Source organism: Micromonospora sp. CNZ295 (assembly GCF_004217535.1).
The window spans coordinates 690,721-707,505 of sequence record NZ_SHKZ01000001.1 but is presented as its reverse complement, the minus strand read 5'-3'; the positions used below and the strand labels follow the sequence as shown (position 1 = coordinate 707,505).

Annotated in this window: 20 protein-coding genes and 1 tRNA gene; 14 read left to right on the top strand and 7 right to left on the bottom strand. The window is 73.2% G+C overall.

Going from position 1 to position 16,785, the window contains the following annotated elements; all coding sequences use genetic code 11:
• Positions 1 to 28: 28 nt before the first annotated feature.
• A complete protein-coding gene (locus EV376_RS03340; RefSeq protein WP_130320682.1) occupies positions 29 to 1,120 on the bottom strand; it encodes a sn-glycerol-3-phosphate ABC transporter ATP-binding protein UgpC in 1,092 nt (363 codons plus the stop codon).
• 319 nt (positions 1,121 to 1,439) lie between these two features.
• On the opposite strand from EV376_RS03340, the gene EV376_RS03335 reads away from it, so the two are divergent.
• A tRNA-Thr gene (locus EV376_RS03335) sits at positions 1,440 to 1,516 on the top strand.
• A gap of 208 nt (positions 1,517 to 1,724) precedes the next feature.
• Here EV376_RS03335 and EV376_RS03330 read toward each other — a convergent pair.
• On the bottom strand, positions 1,725 to 2,930 hold the full coding sequence (locus tag EV376_RS03330) for a low temperature requirement protein A (protein ID WP_165437943.1): 1,206 nt from the start codon (positions 2,928 to 2,930) through the stop codon (positions 1,725 to 1,727).
• Positions 2,931 to 3,065: 135 nt separating this feature from the next.
• Between EV376_RS03330 and EV376_RS30050 the strand changes: the two genes are divergently transcribed.
• A complete protein-coding gene (locus tag EV376_RS30050; protein WP_165437942.1) occupies positions 3,066 to 3,230 on the top strand; it encodes a hypothetical protein in 165 nt (54 codons plus the stop codon).
• A gap of 41 nt (positions 3,231 to 3,271) precedes the next feature.
• Positions 3,272 to 4,123, top strand: a complete 852-nt coding sequence (locus EV376_RS03325; RefSeq protein WP_130320680.1) for an alpha/beta fold hydrolase — start codon at positions 3,272 to 3,274, stop codon at positions 4,121 to 4,123.
• Between the two features lie 258 nt (positions 4,124 to 4,381).
• Here the strand turns inward: EV376_RS03325 and EV376_RS03320 are convergent, their stop codons facing one another.
• Positions 4,382 to 4,972, bottom strand: coding sequence for a dienelactone hydrolase family protein (locus tag EV376_RS03320; RefSeq protein WP_130328506.1), 591 nt, complete (start codon positions 4,970 to 4,972; stop codon positions 4,382 to 4,384).
• Positions 4,973 to 5,036: 64 nt separating this feature from the next.
• Here EV376_RS03320 and EV376_RS03315 point away from each other — a divergent pair, with 64 nt between their 5' ends.
• On the top strand, positions 5,037 to 5,636 hold the full coding sequence (locus tag EV376_RS03315) for a winged helix-turn-helix domain-containing protein (protein WP_130320679.1): 600 nt from the start codon (positions 5,037 to 5,039) through the stop codon (positions 5,634 to 5,636).
• A gap of 4 nt (positions 5,637 to 5,640) precedes the next feature.
• Here the strand turns inward: EV376_RS03315 and EV376_RS03310 are convergent, their stop codons facing one another.
• Entirely contained in the window at positions 5,641 to 6,084 is a 444-nt protein-coding gene (locus EV376_RS03310) for a DUF1801 domain-containing protein (RefSeq protein ID WP_486482506.1), read from the bottom strand.
• A 65-nt stretch (positions 6,085 to 6,149) separates the two neighbouring features.
• On the opposite strand from EV376_RS03310, the gene EV376_RS03305 reads away from it, so the two are divergent.
• From EV376_RS03305 to EV376_RS30675, 4 genes are all read left to right on the top strand, one after another.
• Complete coding sequence (locus tag EV376_RS03305) at positions 6,150 to 6,662, top strand: alpha/beta fold hydrolase (RefSeq protein ID WP_486482505.1); 513 nt, start codon at positions 6,150 to 6,152, stop codon at positions 6,660 to 6,662.
• A gap of 27 nt (positions 6,663 to 6,689) precedes the next feature.
• Entirely contained in the window at positions 6,690 to 6,845 is a 156-nt protein-coding gene (locus EV376_RS30680; protein WP_486482504.1) for an alpha/beta fold hydrolase, read from the top strand.
• 44 nt (positions 6,846 to 6,889) lie between these two features.
• The gene (locus EV376_RS03300) at positions 6,890 to 7,411 is read left to right on the top strand and encodes an alpha/beta fold hydrolase (RefSeq protein ID WP_130320678.1); all 522 of its coding nucleotides are present in this window, start codon (positions 6,890 to 6,892) and stop codon (positions 7,409 to 7,411) included.
• Between the two features lie 254 nt (positions 7,412 to 7,665).
• Positions 7,666 to 7,944, top strand: a complete 279-nt coding sequence (locus EV376_RS30675; protein ID WP_130320677.1) for a DUF6767 domain-containing protein — start codon at positions 7,666 to 7,668, stop codon at positions 7,942 to 7,944.
• Here the strand turns inward: EV376_RS30675 and EV376_RS03290 are convergent.
• Positions 7,868 to 9,760, bottom strand: coding sequence for a hypothetical protein (locus EV376_RS03290; protein ID WP_130320676.1), 1,893 nt, complete (start codon positions 9,758 to 9,760; stop codon positions 7,868 to 7,870). The genes EV376_RS30675 and EV376_RS03290 overlap by 77 nt on opposite strands.
• Before the next feature lie 179 nt (positions 9,761 to 9,939).
• On the opposite strand from EV376_RS03290, the gene EV376_RS03285 reads away from it, so the two are divergent.
• The 6 genes from EV376_RS03285 (at position 9,940) to EV376_RS30430 (ending at position 14,457) form a co-directional block, all read left to right on the top strand.
• The gene (locus EV376_RS03285) at positions 9,940 to 10,344 is read left to right on the top strand and encodes a helix-turn-helix domain-containing protein (RefSeq protein WP_130320675.1); all 405 of its coding nucleotides are present in this window, start codon (positions 9,940 to 9,942) and stop codon (positions 10,342 to 10,344) included.
• 35 nt (positions 10,345 to 10,379) lie between these two features.
• Complete coding sequence (locus EV376_RS03280) at positions 10,380 to 10,799, top strand: VOC family protein (RefSeq protein ID WP_130320674.1); 420 nt, start codon at positions 10,380 to 10,382, stop codon at positions 10,797 to 10,799.
• A gap of 80 nt (positions 10,800 to 10,879) precedes the next feature.
• The gene (locus tag EV376_RS03275; protein WP_130320673.1) at positions 10,880 to 11,485 is read left to right on the top strand and encodes a histidine phosphatase family protein; all 606 of its coding nucleotides are present in this window, start codon (positions 10,880 to 10,882) and stop codon (positions 11,483 to 11,485) included.
• Positions 11,486 to 11,515: 30 nt separating this feature from the next.
• The gene (locus EV376_RS03270) at positions 11,516 to 11,929 is read left to right on the top strand and encodes an ASCH domain-containing protein (RefSeq protein ID WP_130320672.1); all 414 of its coding nucleotides are present in this window, start codon (positions 11,516 to 11,518) and stop codon (positions 11,927 to 11,929) included.
• 140 nt (positions 11,930 to 12,069) lie between these two features.
• Positions 12,070 to 12,840, top strand: coding sequence for an enoyl-CoA hydratase/isomerase family protein (locus EV376_RS03265; RefSeq protein WP_130320671.1), 771 nt, complete (start codon positions 12,070 to 12,072; stop codon positions 12,838 to 12,840).
• Between the two features lie 87 nt (positions 12,841 to 12,927).
• On the top strand, positions 12,928 to 14,457 hold the full coding sequence (locus EV376_RS30430) for a serine/threonine-protein kinase (protein ID WP_486482503.1): 1,530 nt from the start codon (positions 12,928 to 12,930) through the stop codon (positions 14,455 to 14,457).
• An 87-nt stretch (positions 14,458 to 14,544) separates the two neighbouring features.
• On the opposite strand, the gene EV376_RS03255 is transcribed toward EV376_RS30430, so the two are convergent.
• Both EV376_RS03255 and EV376_RS03250 read right to left on the bottom strand, forming a co-directional pair.
• On the bottom strand, positions 14,545 to 14,988 hold the full coding sequence (locus EV376_RS03255; RefSeq protein ID WP_130320670.1) for an HNH endonuclease: 444 nt from the start codon (positions 14,986 to 14,988) through the stop codon (positions 14,545 to 14,547).
• 265 nt (positions 14,989 to 15,253) lie between these two features.
• Positions 15,254 to 16,780, bottom strand: a complete 1,527-nt coding sequence (locus tag EV376_RS03250; protein ID WP_130320669.1) for an FAD-dependent oxidoreductase — start codon at positions 16,778 to 16,780, stop codon at positions 15,254 to 15,256.
• Between the last annotated feature and the right edge of the window lie 5 nt (positions 16,781 to 16,785).

Here is a 16,785-nt window from a genome sequence, read left to right as displayed (position 1 = left end):
CGAAGCGGGCCGCCCCTTCTGTCGTACGTCAGATCCGGACGCCGCTGGTGGCGTGGAAGACGTGGCTGCGGCCGGCACGCGGCTTGACGAACACGGTGTCACCCATGTTCGGCATGTGGCGCCGGTCGGTGCGGACCACGAAGCGTTCGTTGGCGCCGCCGAGGGCCGCGTGGCCGTAGACGTTGGCGTCCGAGCCCAGGTCCTCGACCAGTTCGACGACGACCGGCATGCCGCCCTCGGTCGGGCTGACCAGGTCGCAGTCCTCCGGGCGGAAGCCGACGGTCACCTTGCCGTCGCCACCCTCGGCGCGGGCCGCCTCGACCTGCTCGCGGGTGAGCGGCACGTACATCTCGGCGAACTCGGCGCCCTTGTCGTTCAGCGGCACCGTCTTGATGTTCATGGCCGGGGAGCCCATGAAGCCGGCGACGAAGACGTTCGCCGGGGTGTCGTAGAGCGCCCGCGGGGTGTCGACCTGCTGCAGCTCACCGTCGAGCAGGACGGCTACCCGGTGACCCATGGTCATGGCCTCGACCTGGTCGTGGGTGACGTAGACGGTGGTTACGCCGAGCTTGGCCTGGAGCGACGCGATCTGCGTACGGGTCTGGACCCGCAGCTTGGCGTCGAGGTTCGACAGGGGCTCGTCCATGAGGAAGACCTGCGGCTCGCGGACGATCGCGCGGCCCATGGCCACCCGCTGGCGCTGACCACCGGAGAGCGCCTTGGGCTTGCGGCTGAGGTACTCCTCCAGCTGGAGCAGCGCCGCCGCCTCCTTGACCCGCCGGTCGATCTCCGACTTCGGGGTCTTGCGCAGCTTGAGCGCGAACGCCATGTTCTCGTACACCGTCATGTGCGGGTAGAGGGCGTAGTTCTGGAAGACCATCGCGATGTCGCGGGCCTTCGGCGGGAGGTGGGTGACGTCCCGGTCGTCGATGTAGATCGAGCCCTCGTCGACGTCCTCGAGGCCGGCGAGCATGCGCAGGCTGGTGGACTTGCCGCAACCGGAGGGGCCGACCAGGACCAGGAACTCACCGTCGCCGATCTCAAGATCGAGTTTGTTGACGGCGGGCCGCTCGGTGCCCGGGTAGATCCGGGACGCCTTGCTGTAGGTGACCGTAGCCATGGGGGGACGCTTCCTTTCACCGGCAGGAACGTGCCGGACGATCCGAGTGAAGGAGCGGCCGGCACGCGCCGCGCGCCGGCCCACGGGCGACCGGTGTCATCCGTGTCACTGCACGGTAAACGGGTTTCCGCCACCTGCCAAGAACGGAAGCCGCCGGTGGGACGGACGGCATACACATACCGGGCAGGTGTGTCGTGGCGGGTACGAAACGCCAACCCGTCGCCGGTCGCCCCGTCGGGATGCCGACGTTTCCCGTGCTCGCAAGGCCTGGCGCACGGGAAATCCGGGCGCCAGTCGCTATGCTGGCGTCGATACACCCGCCCCTGTAGCTCAGCTGGCCAGAGCACTCGCCTTGTAAGCGAGATGTCGCCGGTTCGATCCCGGCCGGGGGCTCCAATTCCACCAGGCAATTCGCGCCGGGCATTCGTGAGCGAGAGCCGATCGACCGCAACGCTGACTGTGCCGTAGGTCGTGCAGGCGGACACCGGGCAGGCCGGCGACGTGCCGAAGCCGGGCGAACAAGCGGCTGCGGCAGGTGACCTCGGGCAGCGGCACACCGCTTCGGATTGCCGGTCTTCGGGGTTCGGCGGGCCTGGATTCGTAGTCATCTCGCCGCGGCGGTTGGCTGCCAACTGATCCGTTCGTAACAGACCAGGGCGATCAAGATGGTGGCGACCAGAGCGAGGGCAGCGAGGGCGGGAACGTGTCGGGCGACGGGCAGCAGCGCGAGGATGGCGCCGGCCGCGAGGATCGGGGCGGGTGGGGTGTGCCGGACGGTTAGTCGAAGGAACAGGGCCCGACCAATGAGGTAGAGGGTAGGGCCGCCGAACAGAGCTGTGGCCGAAGTCCAGTCCAGCGGGGTCCCAGCGGGCTGCTGGAGTGGGTGGTGGGTCATGTGGGCGAGGACCACCTCGATGCCGACGGCTAGGTAGATGATCCCGGCGATGAGCACGAAGTGAGCCAAGCTGTAGGCGATGCTGCCGGTCCGAGTCCGCTCCGCAGCGGGGATCCGCGCCAGGGCCTTTCCGGCAGGTGCGGCGGCGTTTTCGAAGTACAGCCACCACAGGGCCAGCGCCGTGCTCAGTGCGAGCAGCGCAGCGATCAGGACCGGCCAACGAGTCACCGCCACTCCGGCGCCGACGCCTACCGAGATCAGCGACTCACCCAGAGCGATGATCAGTATCAGGCCGTGCCGCTCGGCGAAATGGCCGGGGCTGGGCAGGGGAGCGCGTCCGGCAGTCACCGCGATGAGGAGGCCGCCGATGCAGTCGACGAGGAACGCCGCGGCCCACAACAGCGTCTGCATCGCGCCGCCGAGCACCGCGCCGGACAGCAGTGCAATCAAGCCCACCGAGACCGGGATGATCCGCAAGCGCAGCGAAGCGCGTAGCCGCGCGTTACCGCCAGATATGTGCCAGATGAGGGCCAGATATACCATCCGGACGACGATGTAGATGAGGGCCAGGGCCATGGGCGCGGCCAGTGACTGGGTGCCGTCCCGCCACGCCTCGGGGAGGACCAGGGCGGCCACGAACATCGCGGCCATCACCACGGAGTTCCCGGCGCGGACCAGGCCCACGTCGGCGCGGACCTGGTTGGTCAACCATGCGTAGTTGGTGAACGGCCACCACAGCAGCAGCAGGAGCACCAGGCTGTGCGCCAGCCCGAGGGGCGTCGGCGTCTCCGCCGTGAACGTCGCCACCCGGATGAAGGCGAACGCGAACACCAGGTCGAAGAACACCTCGAACGGCGTGGTCCGATGGGTTTCCTCGGTCGGCACCGGCGGCCGGGCCCGGAAGACGCGCCTCATAGGCCTATCTTGTTCGCCCGACATCCGACAGATCCGGATTCAACACTTACCCGGCAGTCGCCGCCGGCCACGCAACACGCCCGGCGGCTGGCGCGGGATGCCGGTAGCCCGGGGCCGCCGCAGAACGACCGGCCGTTGGGTGGGGGGAATCGGTGGGCCGGCAGCCGGAACATCACGAGCCACCTGCACGACCTCATCGAGGGTGGCGGCGACGAGCGGTTCCTGTTCGGCGTCGACGTGGTGATCCGGGGCGTCGCCAGCCACGTCCCCGCCCCGAGTGAGCCCGGCCGGTCCGGGTAACCAGCGCCGACGTCAGTCGTCGCGACACGGGGAGATCAGCCATGAGCGCACCGACGGCACGGGTCGACACCATCGTGCTCATCCACGGGCTGTGGATGACCTCACGCAGCTGGGAGCACTGGGTCGACCGCTACGAGGCGCGTGCCTTCCGGGTGCTCACCCCCGCCTGGCCCGGCATGGACCAGGACGTCGAGCGGCTCCGGGAGGATCCGACGCCGATCGCCGCGCAGCGGATCAGCGACATCGTCGACCACTACACCGGCATCATCCAGGGCCTCCCTCGGCCGCCGATCATCATGGGGCACTCGTTCGGCGGCCTCATCGCCCAACTGCTCATGGACCGCGGCCTCGGCGCCGCCGTCGTCGGCCTGCACCCGGCCGCGGTCAAGGGCGTGCTGAAGCTGCCGCTCAGCACCCTGCGCTCCGGATTCTCCATCCTGCGCAACCCGGCGAACCGGCACCGCGCAGTCCCGTTCACCCGGGAGGACTTCCGATACACCTTCGGCAACACGATCAGCCCGGAGGAGTCCGACGCCGCCTGGGAGCGGTACGCGGTGCCGGCCGCCGGCCACGTCTTCTTCGAGGGGGCGTTCGCCAACCTGGACCCCAACTCCGCGACGGCGGTGGACACCAGCCGGGCCGACCGCGCGCCGCTGCTCGTGACGGCCGGCGGCGAGGACCACGTGGTGCCGCCCGCGCTGGCGTCCGCCGTGGCCAGCCTCTACCGCGACGCGGAGGCCGTCACCACCTACCAGGAGTTCCCGGGTCGGTCGCACTTCGTGGGTGGCGAGCCGGGCTGGGAGGAGGAGGCCGACTTCGCGCTGGAGTGGGCCGTCGAGGCGGCCAACAAGTACTCGCCGACCGTCGTCAGCACGGCCCCCCGCCGCCGCTGACCACCACTCGCGCTCGGGGCGGTCGGGCCGTGGCTTGGCAGCACAGAGGATCGACAGCAACGGTGACAGCAACGTGCCCGCACGAGGACGCTCGCTGGCGGACGGGTGCGGACAATCGCGACGCTGACAGCAAGCGCGCCTGCAGCGCCCTCGCAGGAACGCGGTGGCGGCTGTTCTCCGACCTGAGCGACCGGCTTGTGGATCGGGCGGGCTACTGGCCGCCCGTCAGCATCGCCGCCTCCGCCAGGTGGGGTCGGTTCAGCCCAGCCGGTCGAGGAGGTCCCGCGAGCGCCGCAGCACCAGGGCGGTCGCAGCCGCGTCGTACGACGGCAGCGAGCTGTCGGTGAACAGGTGCCGGTCGCCGGGGTAGACGAACAGCTCGGCCAGGTCGGAACCGGCGATCTCCACCAGCTCGCGGGCGGCGTCGACGTCGCCCTCCAGCCCGAAGAACGGGTCCTTGTCCATGCCGTGTACCTGCACCGGCACCCCGTCCGGCCACGGTCCGACGGCCCATTCCCCGGTGACCGGCAGGCAGGCCTCGTAGAGCAGCGCCCCGCGCGCGCCGGGCCGGGTCTGGGCGAACCGCTGGGCGGTGCCGGCGCCCCAGGAGAACCCGGCGTAGACGAGGCCGTCGGGTAGGCCGGCGACGGCCGCCTCGGCGCGCTCGTCGAGCGTCCCGGCCCCGATGCGCCGGGTCAGCGCGAGGCCGTCCTCGACGGTCGCCGCCTGTTCGCCGTCGAACAGATCCGGAGTGTGGACGGCGTGCCCGCCGGCGCGGAGTTCCGCCGCGAACGCCAGCACCCCGTCGGTCAACCCCTGCACGTGGTGGAACAGCACGACCTCGGCCATCTCTACACTCCTGGTCAACGAACGACGGTGATCGAATGATCCAGGATTTTAGAACGGTCGAGAAATGTCGGTCAATGAGCAGATCCCGGACTACGACCTCGACGAGCTCCTCGTGGTCACCGCGCCCGAGCAGCTCCGGGCCCTCGCCGACCCGCTGCGCGCCACCCTCCTGGAGCTGCTCCTGGAGCGGGCGGCCACGGTCACCGAGATGGCCCGGGCGGTCGACCGCCCGAAGAGCAGCGTCGCCTACCACGTGAAGCTCCTCGTCGACGCCGGCCTGCTGCGGGTGGTGCGTACCCGCCGCGTGCGGGCGATCGAGGAGCGCTACTACGGCCGGGCGGCCCGCACCCTCTACGTCGGCGCCCTCAACCGCCCCGAGGACCGGCGGATCGCCGCGGCCATCAACGGGCTCGCGGCGGCGGCCGCCGAATCGTCGGCGGCCCACGCCGCCGACGAGCTTCGGTGCACGCTCGTGCACGCCCGCATCCCGATCGAGGAGGTGCGGAACTTCTGGGCGGAGGTCCAGGAACTCGCCCGTCGCTTCGCCCAGATCCCCCGGGCCGGCGACCAGGTCTACGGCTTCGTCGCTGGCCTCTACCCGACCGACGCGCCCACCCTCCCCGATGTCGCGGACGATCCACCCGGGACGGCCCCGCCGGTCTGACCGCTCAGGCGGGCCGGCTGGACCGGTCGACGCCCTTGTGCACGCGGACCGTGCGCTCCACCAGCTTGCGCAGCGCGCCCTCGTCGACGTCGTCGAGCCGCTTGAGGTAGAGGCAGCCCTTACCGGTCTTGTGCGGGCCCAGCCGGGCGAGCAGCGCGGGATAGCGCTCCTCGTAGCCACCGACCAGGTAGAGGACGAGCTGCTGCTTGCGCGGCGAGAAGCCGACCAGCGGCCAGTCGCCGGTGCGCCCGCTCCCGTACACGTAGCGGTAGCTGCCGAAACCGACGATGCTCGGCCCCCACATCACCGGTCGCTCGCCGGTCACCTCGCCGAGGATGGCGCAGAGGCGCAGCGCGTCGGCCCGGCGGCGCTCGTCGGGGACGGCCGACAGGAAATCGTCGACGCTGGCGTCGGTGGGAACGGTCACGGGCTGCTTCGATGTCGCCACGACCGTGATGCTGCCATCCGGGTACGACAGCGTTTGTGCCGACCGGCAGCGGGTAGCGCCGCTTGATGCCGGCCGTACCCGTCGCCCACCGCGCCGTCGACGTCGGGGGCATCCGTACCATCTACCGCGAGGCCGGGCCGCCGGACGCCCCGGTGGTGCTGCTGCCGCACGGCTACCCGTCCTCGTCCTTCCAGTTCCGCAACCTCATCCCGGCCCTCGGTGACCGCTGGCGGACGCTCGCGCCCGACCTGCCGGGCTTCGGCTACACCCGGGCGGAGAGCTTCGCCCACACCTTCGACGCGTACGCGGACTTCCTGCGCCGCTTCGTCGACGTGCTGGGCTTGACCCGGTATGCGATCTACCTGCAGGACTACGGCTCCCAGTTCGGGCTGCGGCTGGCGATGGGCGCGCCGGAGCGGGTGGCGGCACTGGTCATCCAGAACGGCGACATCTACGAGGATCAGCACGGCCCGAAGTACGCGCCGTTGAAAGAGATGTGGGCCGACCCGGGTCCGGCGGCGCTGGCTGGTTCCCGCAGCAGCAGGCGTACCTGCGCGAGCACCGGCCGCCCACGCTGATCGTCCGGGGGGCCGCACGACGGGTACATGCCCGAGGGCGCCGCCCGCGCGTACCTGCGGGACCTGCCGGACGCGGAGCTGTACCTGCTCGACGGCGGCCACTGGCTGCTGGAGACCCACTTCGACGAGGTGGTGGCGCTCATGCGGGACTTCCTCGGCCGCGTCCATCCGCCCGCCGGCTGACCGGCCCGGCCGGTGAAGCGCCGGCCTCTGGCAGGATCGGGGCGATGGACAGCTTCCGATCGTGGGACGGGACGCGGCTCTCGTTCCGCGTCGTCGGCTCCGGCCCACCGGTGATGTGCATCCCCGGCGGTCCCGGGCAGGCGGTGGAGTACCTGGGCGAGCTGGGCGGGCTCAGCCGGCACCGCACCCTGATCCTGCTGGACAACCGGGGCGCCGGCGCATCCGGCGTCCCGGTCGATCCGGCGACCTACCGGGTAGACCGGCTCGTCGACGACGTCGAGGCGCTGCGGCAACACCTGGGCCTCGGGCGCATCGACCTGCTCGGGCACTTCTACGACGGGTTCCAGCCCGACCCGAGGCTGCCCGGGGAGCTGGCGGCACTGGCCGTGCCGACGCTGCTCCTGGCGGGTGAGTACGACATCTGGCCGACGGCCGCCGCCGTCCGCCGGCTCGCCGCTCTGCTGCCCACCGCTGACGTGGTGACCCAACCGGAGAGCGGCCACTTTCCGTGGGTCGACGATCCGGCGGCGTTCGTGGCGTCCGTGGAGGCATTCCTGGCCGCGTGACGGCCCGAGCGGGTCAGCCGCGTGTGCGCGCCCGGCCGTTAGGCGCGCCTTCGTCGCCGAGACCGCCGGTCGGGGCTGATCCCGCCCTTCGCCTCCACCCACCCGGGACCTTCGGCCCTGCGGGTCGCACCCTCCCCGACCAGCATGGAGAAAGAGGCTCCCGGCCGGGACGGAGAGTGGATCATGAGCGAGCGGCGCTCCGCCGGACGGGTCGCGGGCGAGGGAGCCGGCGTCACCGCAGAGCGGACCTCGTGATGCGGCCCGCCACCCGCCGCCGGCCGGACGCGCGGTGCCCGCTGCGTCCCGGCGAGCCGTGCACGCTGTGCCAGCTCGACGTCACCGGGCCGCAGGACTGCCCGCTGGTGTACCTGGTCATGACCGACGACGACCTGCGCGACGGCGTCCACGCGACCGGTCGGGCGGCGACCGGCCCGGCAGTGCCGCCCCGAGGGCAGGTCACTCGGTCGGGCGCCGGGGACGGACGTGTCGGCGTACCGTCGACAGCAGCTGGTTGCCCAGCGGCATCCGCTTGATCCAACGCAGTCGGCGGGGCAGCCGCCGGTTGCCGGGCCGACCAGGCGTCGGCAGCGACGCGTACGTGGCGCCGGTGGGTGGCCGCACCGAATCCGCGTCGAGCTGGCCGCAGGCCAGCGCGAGGTAGGTGAACTGCTGCAGGGTACGCGCATGTGCGCGGCTGCCCCGGGCAGTTGCCTTCAGCGCGGCCTCGACCGCCGGCCGGTGGATCAGCCCGGTCAGCGGTCCGTGGACGGTGTCCAGCAGGTCCGCCATCGCCCTCAGGCCGTCGCCCTCCCAGATCCGGGTGACGGTGGAGCCACCGGTGCTCGCGCTCACGAACGGAATTCCCGCCCACTCCGGGATCAGCCGCTCGATCAGACCGGTGTGCAGGATCCGGTCCCGCTTCTGCTGCGGCGTCAGGGCGAACGTCGCCGTGACGAAGCCGGGCGCGAGGAACGGGGTGACGGTTCCGACCGCGTAGGCGGAGCTGTACCACCGCCGGGCCCGTTCGACGAGGTAGAGGTAGTCGATCAGCCGGTAGTCGTGCAGGCCCAGGTCGCGGCCGTGGTCGAGCAGCCCGGAGACGCGGGTCCGCTCGGCGGTGACGACGGCATCGGTGGCGACGCCCGGCGGGACGGCGTGCAGCAGCCGGCCGAGCGCCGCTTCGTGCGGCGCCCCGGCGTGTTCGCTGTCGGCAGCGGGATACCAGTACCCGGTGGCCAGCTCCCCGGCGGCGCCGCTGATGCTCGGGGGATGGAGGCTGTCGACCAGCCGGTTCGAGACCGCGGGGCGCGCCAGGTAGCTGGAGGGGTACTGGTAGTCGAACCTGCGCTGGAGGCGCAGTCCGCGTTCCCGCAGGCCGGTGCCGAGGACCTTGGCGGGTGGTCCGGCCAGCCGGAACGTGTGCTCTGGTCGCAGCCCCCGCTTGTCCCGCAGGGCCTGCACGAGCTGCCGGGCCACCCGGCCCTCGGCCGCGGTGTCGTCGTAGGTGAGAAGGTGGGGCGTCAGGCCACCGGCGAAGGTGGCTGCCGCGATGACCCGGGAATCCTTCCCGCCGGAGAGTCCGAGCGTCAGGTCGTCGTCGCAGAGGCGCTGGGTGCTGGCGAGGGTGCTGGTGATCGAGTGCGCGGCCAGTTCGATCGACTCGGTGAGCGGGCGGCCCTCGGCGGCCAGCCCGTCGGCGACCACGTCGTCGGTCGCGTACCTGAGTTGGCTGGTCAGCTCCCAGCCGCCACCGACCCGGCGCCGGAGCGTCACCCGCTGGCCGGGTGCGAGCAGCCGGACACCCTGCACCGGAGCGAGCTCACCGCCGAAGTGGCCGGCGAGCGTGTACGACGCCCAGCCGTCCCGGTCCGGACGGGGCTCCCCGTGCAGGAACGCCGCCAGCAGGGTGGGTCGGTTGCAGAAGGCGGTGACGCCGGTGGAGCTGCCGGAGAAGATCCGGCACATGCCCAGCCAGTCCTGCTGGATCGCGCCCGTGCCGTCCTCGTCCATGGCCACCAGACCGAACGGCGGCACCACGTCGCGGTGCACGTCCTCCCCGGCGAGGAGACGCCGGGCCAGTGCGACCGGCCCGCCCGACACGTCGATGCCCACCGGCAGCCCGAGGGAGACCACCGCGTGCCGTCCCGCCCGGTCGACCATCGGCCAGCGGTACGCGTCGTGGCTGCTCGGGTGCAGCACGATCACGCCCCAGTCGGCCGCCCCGAACTCGTGGCGCCGGTAGCTCTCCGGCACGATCTCCGTGAGGCCCGCATCGAACCGCCGGTACGCCGCCCGCCGGGCGTCGTCCGAGATGCCTTCGCCCGCGAACCAGGCCAGCATGATGTACATCACAACTCCGGGGGAGGGGTGGGGACGGCACGTTACGCCGCCGGACCTCCGCGTGATGTCCCCCGGTCGCCTTCGCGCAGGCGTCGTGACGCAACCGCAATGTTGATGGGTGTCGCGTGGCCAGCTGCCCGGGCCGCGCCCCCGGTGCGCCGGCCGGGAAGCGACCTATCGTTGGTGTGGTGAGCAGGGCGGTCGAGGAGAGCAACCGGGCGATGCTGCGCGCCCGGGACGCGATGGACCGGGCGTACGCGGAGCCGCTCGACATCCCCGCCCTCGCGAAGATCGCCCACGTCTCCGAGGCGCACTTCATCCGTACCTTCCGGGCCACCTTCGGGGAGACACCGCACCGCTACCTCCAGCGCCGGCGGGTGGAGCGGGCCATGTCCCTGCTGCTGAGCACCGGCCGGGACGTGACGGACATCTGCTACGCGGTCGGCTTCGGCAGCCTCGGCACGTTCAGCCGTACCTTCCGGCAGATCGTCGGCGAGTCGCCCACGGAGTTCCGCAACCGGCGCAGCGCGCCCGCCGCGCCGGTGCCCACCTGCTTCTCGAAAGCCTGGACCCGACCCAGCAGTTTTGGATAAGCACCAGGTCAGGGTGGGGCACTAGCGTTCCCGGCATGACGATGAACGCGATCAGCCGCTCCCAGATCTACGTGCTCGACCAGGACGAGGCGCTCGACTTCTACGTCGGCAAGCTCGGCCTGGAGGTCAACACCGACCAGGACCTCGGCTTCATGCGCTGGCTGACGGTCAACGTGCCCGGCGACCCGCAGCGGGAAATCCTGCTGGAGAAGCCCGGCCCGCCCAACCTCGACCCGGCCACCGCCGAGCAGGTGCGCGAACTGCTCACCAAGGGCGCGGCGGGCGGCTTCCTCTTCATGACCACCGACGACGCCCACAAGACCTACGAGGAACTGGTCGCCAAGGGCGTCGACATCACCGACGCGCCCGAGGAGCGCCCGTACGGGATCGACTTCGGCATCCGCGACCCGTTCGGCAACAAGATCCGTATCGGCCAGATGTTCCCGCGCGGCTGACGGGGCGGCGGGCCGGTACGCTCGCCGGGCCGGGCGAGGTGAACTGGCCCGGCCCCGCACGCCGACCGGTACGGGGAGCCATGGCGAGTCGACTGCTTTTCCTGGCCCGGCACGGGGAGCCGGAGCAGCCCACCGATGCGGCGGGGCTCTCGGCGCGGGGCCGCCGGCAGGCGTACCTGCTGGGCGAGCGGCTGCGGGAGGCGGGCCTCGACGCCGTCCACCACGGGCCGTTGCCCCGGGCGGCCGGGACCGCCGAGGTGGTCGCCGCGGCACTGCCCACGGTGCCGGTGCACGTCACCGACCTCGCCGGTGACCACCTGCCGGACGACACCGACCCGGCCGGCCTGCCACCCGCGTACGCCCGGTTCTTGACCGGTTTCCCGGCGGCCGAGCGGGCCGGCGGGCCGCGGGTGACGGCGGCGGCCGTGCGACGCTTCGCCCGGCCGCCGGCCGACGGTGACCCGCGGGAGCTGGTGGTCACCCACGCGTTCCTGATCGCCTGGCTGGTGCGGGACGCCCTGGGCGCGCCGGCGCAGCGATGGCTCGGCCTGAACCCGCAGCACTGCGGGCTGACCGTGATCCGCTACACCGACGGCCTGCCGCCCCGGCTGGTCGCCTTCAACGACGTCGCGCACCTGCCGCCCGACCTGCGGGGGACCGGCCTGCCGCCGGAATACCGGGTGTGACCGCGCCACCCCGCCACTAGCCTCGTCCCCATGTCCGACCTGCCCACGTGCGAGTTCGCCTTCCCCGGGCCACTGCGGGACCAGCTGGTCGCCGCGGTCCTCTCCGGCGCGAAGACCACCACGACCGGGCTGCTCCTCGAGTACGAGCGCGAGGGCGAGCCGCTGCCGGTGGTCGGCGGCCGGTCGGTGGTCGTGGACTCGGCGGACCGGCCGGTGGCGATCATCGAGCTGACCGAGGTGCGGGTGCTGCGCCTCGGTGAGATCGACCTGGCGCACGCCCGGGACGAGGGCGAGGGCTTCGCGACGGTCGCCGACTGGCGGGCCGGCCACGAGGGGTTCTGGCACGGGCCCGAGTTCCGCGCCTACCTCGGCGACCCCGCCTTCACCGTCGACGACGACACGCTCGCCGTCACCGAACGCTTCCGCGTCGTCGACCGCCTCTGACGACCGGCCGGCTTACGCCGCCCCAGCCGGCGCTTTCCCGGAAGTCGGAACCCAGGGGGCGGTGATGCGGGCCACGTGTCGCGTCGTCGCAGGGGCGGCACCGATATCGTCGCTGCACCGGCGAGCGGCTGTGAAGGAGAGTGGCGGTGGCGGACGCGGAACTCCTCGTCGAGGTGGCCGGCCCGGTGGCGACCGTGGTGATCCACAACCCGGCGCGGCGCAACGCGATGACCGCCGGCATGTGGCGGCAACTGCCGGCGCTGCTCGACCGCCTCGAGACCGACCCGGCGGTACGCGCCCTGGTGCTCACCGGCGCCGACGGCACCTTCTGCGCCGGTGCGGACCTCGGCGACCTGGACGAGCTGCTCGACGCCGGTGACGCCAGCATCGCGGTCGACGCGGAGGAGCGGCTCGCCGCCTTCGCCAAGCCGACGGTCGCCGCCATCCGGGGCGCCTGCGTCGGCGGCGGCTGCCAGCTCGCCGTCGCCTGCGACCTGCGGATCGCGGCCGACGACGCCCGCTTCGGCGTACCCCCGGCGCGGCTCGGCCTGGTCTATCCGGCGCCCACGACGCGCCGGCTGGCCCGGCTGGTCGGGCCGTCCGCCGCGAAGCACCTGCTGTTCACGTCCGAGCTGGTCGACGCCGGGCGGGCGCTACGGATCGGGCTGGTCGACGAGGTGCTGCCCGCCGAGGCGCTCGCCGCCCGGACCGGCGAGATCACCGCCGCGGTGGCCGCGCGGTCGCAGCTCACCGTCACCGCCGCCAAGGAAATCATCGACGGGCGCGCGGACGACGACCGGATCGCCTGGTGGCACGGGCAGGTCCGGGCCAGCGGCGAGGCCCGCGAAGGCGTGACGGCGGCCAACGAGCGCCGCCAACCCCGCTTCACCTGGACCCCGCCCGCTGGCTGACCGCCCGGAGGACCGCCCGACCTCGATCGATGCCGGTCTACGGGAGCCGGTCGATTCCGCCGCCGTCCACTCTGGCAGGCTGTCACCGTGCAGCGTGACCAGTTGCTCGCCGAGCGCTACCGGCTGATCGAACGCCTCGGCGCCGGCGGGATGTCGACCGTCTGGCGGGCACACGACGAGGTGCTGGAACGGGACGTCGCGGTCAAGGTCCTCACCGCGACCGATCCGGGCGCCCGCTGGCGTATCCGGTCGGAGGCGAAGGCGGCGGCCCGGTTGGCGCACCCCAACCTGACCCGGGTGTACGACTACGGGGAATCACCGCACGCCGGGTTCGACGTCCCCTTCGTCGTCATGGAACTGCTCACCGGCACCACGCTCGCCCGGCGCCTCGACCGTGGTCCGCTGCCGCCCGAGGAGGCGCTGCGGGTCTGCGCGGACGTGGCCGCCGGTCTCGCCACCGCACATGACCAGCACCTGGTCCACCGGGACGTGAAGCCCGAGAACGTGATGCTGACCCGCACCGGCGCCAAGATCCTCGACTTCGGTATCGCCGCCGCCGTCGGCGCCCCCGAGATCGACGTGCAGGGGCGGCTGCTGGGCACACCCGCCTACACCGCGCCGGAGCGGCTCGCGGCCGGGGAGGTGCTGCCGGCGGCCGACGTGTACGCGCTCGGCCTGCTCATCCACCACGCGCTCGTCGGTCGGCTCCCCTGGCCGTCGCACACCCGGGCCGGCGTGCCGGGCGCCGACGGGTACGACGAGCCGGGCCCGTTGCCCGAGGTCGACGGGGTGCCGCCCGACGTCGGCCGCCTCTACCGGCGGTGCCTGGCGCAGGAGCCCGCCGACCGGCCCACCGCCGGGGAGGCGGCGGACATCCTGGCCGCCGCGCTGGTCCGGGTGCCCACGGCCGAGTCCGGCCGGTCCGGCGACCGGACTCCGGAGGCGGTGCGACCGCCCGGTCCACCCCACGACGCACCGGCCGGTCCGGTCCGGCGACCGTTACCCGCCCCGCCGGAGCACCGCCGGTCGGCACCCGGCCGTCGAGCCCCGTACGGGGCCCGGCTCCTCGTCACGGCCGCCGCGGCGGTGCTCGGAGCGGTCGCGGTCGCCGGCACCCTCGGCAGCCCTCCCTCCCGCCGGCCCGGCCTGGCCGAGGAGCCGGGGGCCAGCCGCGGCAGCGACGAAAGGTCCAGCGTCGCGCTGCCCGTCCCGCCGGATCCGGCCAGCACGGTCGCCGCTCCGGGCGCCTCGGCCACGACCACGGCCGCCGCGACGCCGACCGCCTCCGCCGGCCGGACACCGGGGGTGGGGCCGATCCCGAGCGGCGGCACGACGGGTACCCCGTCGACCGGGGCCGGGTCCTCGACCGAGGTCGGCGCACGCGGCGGCCTCGTCCGGGTCCGCTGCGCCGGGAAGAAGATGGCCGAGGTGGTGGACGTCGTTCCGGCCACCGGTTACCAGTTGGGGTCGTACGATCCCGGCCCGGCCCGCGAGGCGCAGGTCGAACTGGTAGCCGCAGACCGAAGCAGCGTGGTCACCGTCCGATGTGCCAACGGGCGGCCAGTGGTCAGGGTGAAGGAACAGCCCCCGGCCCGCCCCGGCGCCGCCCGCGGCTGACCGGTGACGAGCGGAGGGCCGGCGGGATGCCGCCCGCGGCGAGACGCGCTCACCGGGGCGGTCCCCCGTACCCCGCCGGCCGGTCCGTCACCGCCCCGCGAGCGACGCCCAGCTCGGCGTCACCGGCTCCCGCCGCAGCGGCATGCCGGCCTCGACCGGCGTTCGGTCGCCCTTGCGCTGGTTGCACGCGTAGCAGGCGGCGGTGGTGTTCCGCCACGTGTTCCGGCCGCCGCGGGAGCGGGGCAGGATGTGGTCGATGGTGCTGGCCGGGCCACCGCAGTACGCGCAGCACCGGCCGTCCCGGCGCAGCACACCCGCCCGTGACCAGGTCGGGCCGGCGGTGAACCGCCAGCGGGTCACCACGTACCGGACGAGCCGCACCACCCGGGGCATCGGGAAGACCCCGATCACCCGGTCCGGCTCGGCCTCGTGGATCTCGGCGACCCGCCGGCAGAGCATCCGGATCGCGTGCTGGACGGTGACCCGGTGCAGCGGGCCGAGGTCGGCGTTGACGACGAGGACGGCGTTCACCGGAATCTCCCTCCCTCACTGACGGTCCCCCCCCCGGACGACGAGAGCCGCCGGTCCTGCTGCGGTGGACGGGCGGCTCGACGTGGGTACGCGTCAGTCGGGCCGGCCACCTCCACCGGCGCGGCAACCGTCGCCGGGCAGCACCGACGGCACACGGCTGGCGCGCGACATCGACATGAACAGCTCCCGCGGCGGGTGGTTGACCTTGCGCGATCACGGTAGGGCGGGCGGTGCGCCCGGGCAACGCATTTCGATCTCCGGCCGGTCAGCCGCGGCGGGCCAGCAGGCCGCGCGGGCGGACCGAGCGGACCGGTTCGGCCGAGCCGCCCTCCGCCCGCAGGATGTGGTTGGCCGCCTGGATGCCGGTCGCGGCGGACCGCTCCATCAGGGCGCAGGGAAAGTCGGTGCGGATGCCGTCCCCGGCCAGGTAGAGCCCGGCCGCGTCGGTGCGGACCCCGGGCCGCCGCGCGTGGCTGCCGGGCGTGAACGCCGGTGCCCGCGCCTCCACCCGGGCCCGCAGCTCCCGGACCCGCAGCCGGGCGGCCTCCGGCCACAGCGCAACCAGCTCGGCCCGCATCCGCTCGGCCAGCTCCCCGGCGGGCAGGCCCGGCTCGCAGGCGTACGCGTGCAGCTCCACCACCGAGCCGCCGCTACGCGCGGCCCAGCGGCGGGACTCGTTCTCCAGCCGGTGGTAGAGCGTGACCGAATCCAGGGTCGGCTGCCGGGACACCCCGCTGAACACCGCCCGGCCCGGGTCCACGTCCCCGTCGCACCAGTAGCGCGCCACCGCGTACGGCGGGCCGGGCCGGCCGAAGTCGGGTGCCCGCGCCACCAGTTCGGGAGCGACCCGGGCGAGCGCCGGGGAGGCCGCGACCAGCGCGGCGAGCGCCGGCGGGTCGACGGCGAGCACGACGTGCCGCGCGTTGTACGCCCGCCCGGTGGTCGCCACCCGCCAGCCGGCGGCGTGCCGGTGCAGCCCGGCGGCGGCGGTGCCGGTGACGATCCGGCCGCCGTGCTGCTCGACGTGCCGGGCGAGCGGCCGCCAGATCGCCGTCGCGTAGTCCTCGTCCGGGCAGTCGAAGGCCAGCCCTTCCGGGTTGCCGAGCAGGTAGAAGTGGAACTGGGCGAGCATCTCGGCGGCCGACATCTCGGCCTCGTGGTTGAAGAACGAGTGGGAGAACACCTCGAAGAGCATCGCCCGGGCCCGGTCCGGCAGCCGCAGTGACGTCAACAGCTCGTCGGCGGTCGCGCCGTCGAACTCGGCATAGGTGCGGACCGGGTCGTAGGCCAGCAGCGGCAGCGCGGCGTCCCGGTCCATCCCGCGCAGGTCGGCGAGGCGGAGGCTGGGGCTGCGCAGCAGGAGGGTGAGCAGGTTCGCCGGGGGAGCGGGCGGTAGCCGGCCGAACTCCTCGGCGGGCCACTGCGCGGAGAGGACCGGATAGCCGGGGATCGGCTTGAGGAACCCCAGCGCCGGGTCGATCCGGCGGAGCACCGACCGCCAGTTGTAGTACTGCCGGAAGAAGGCGTGGAAGCCGTGCTCGTTCATCTGCGTGCCGTCGGGCAGTGCCTCCGGCCAGGCACCGAGCCGGCCGCCGAGGGCATCGGCCGCTTCCAGCACGGTGACCGCCACGCCGCGTTCGGCCAGCACCACCGCGGCCGACATCCCGGCGATCCCGCCGCCGACCACCACGGCGGTGACCGGGTGCGGCACGCTCGGGGCGCCGCCGCCGCCCGGGTCCACGACGTGCTCGCGTACGCCGATGAGTCGACCGACCACCTGCGACAGTGCCACCCCGA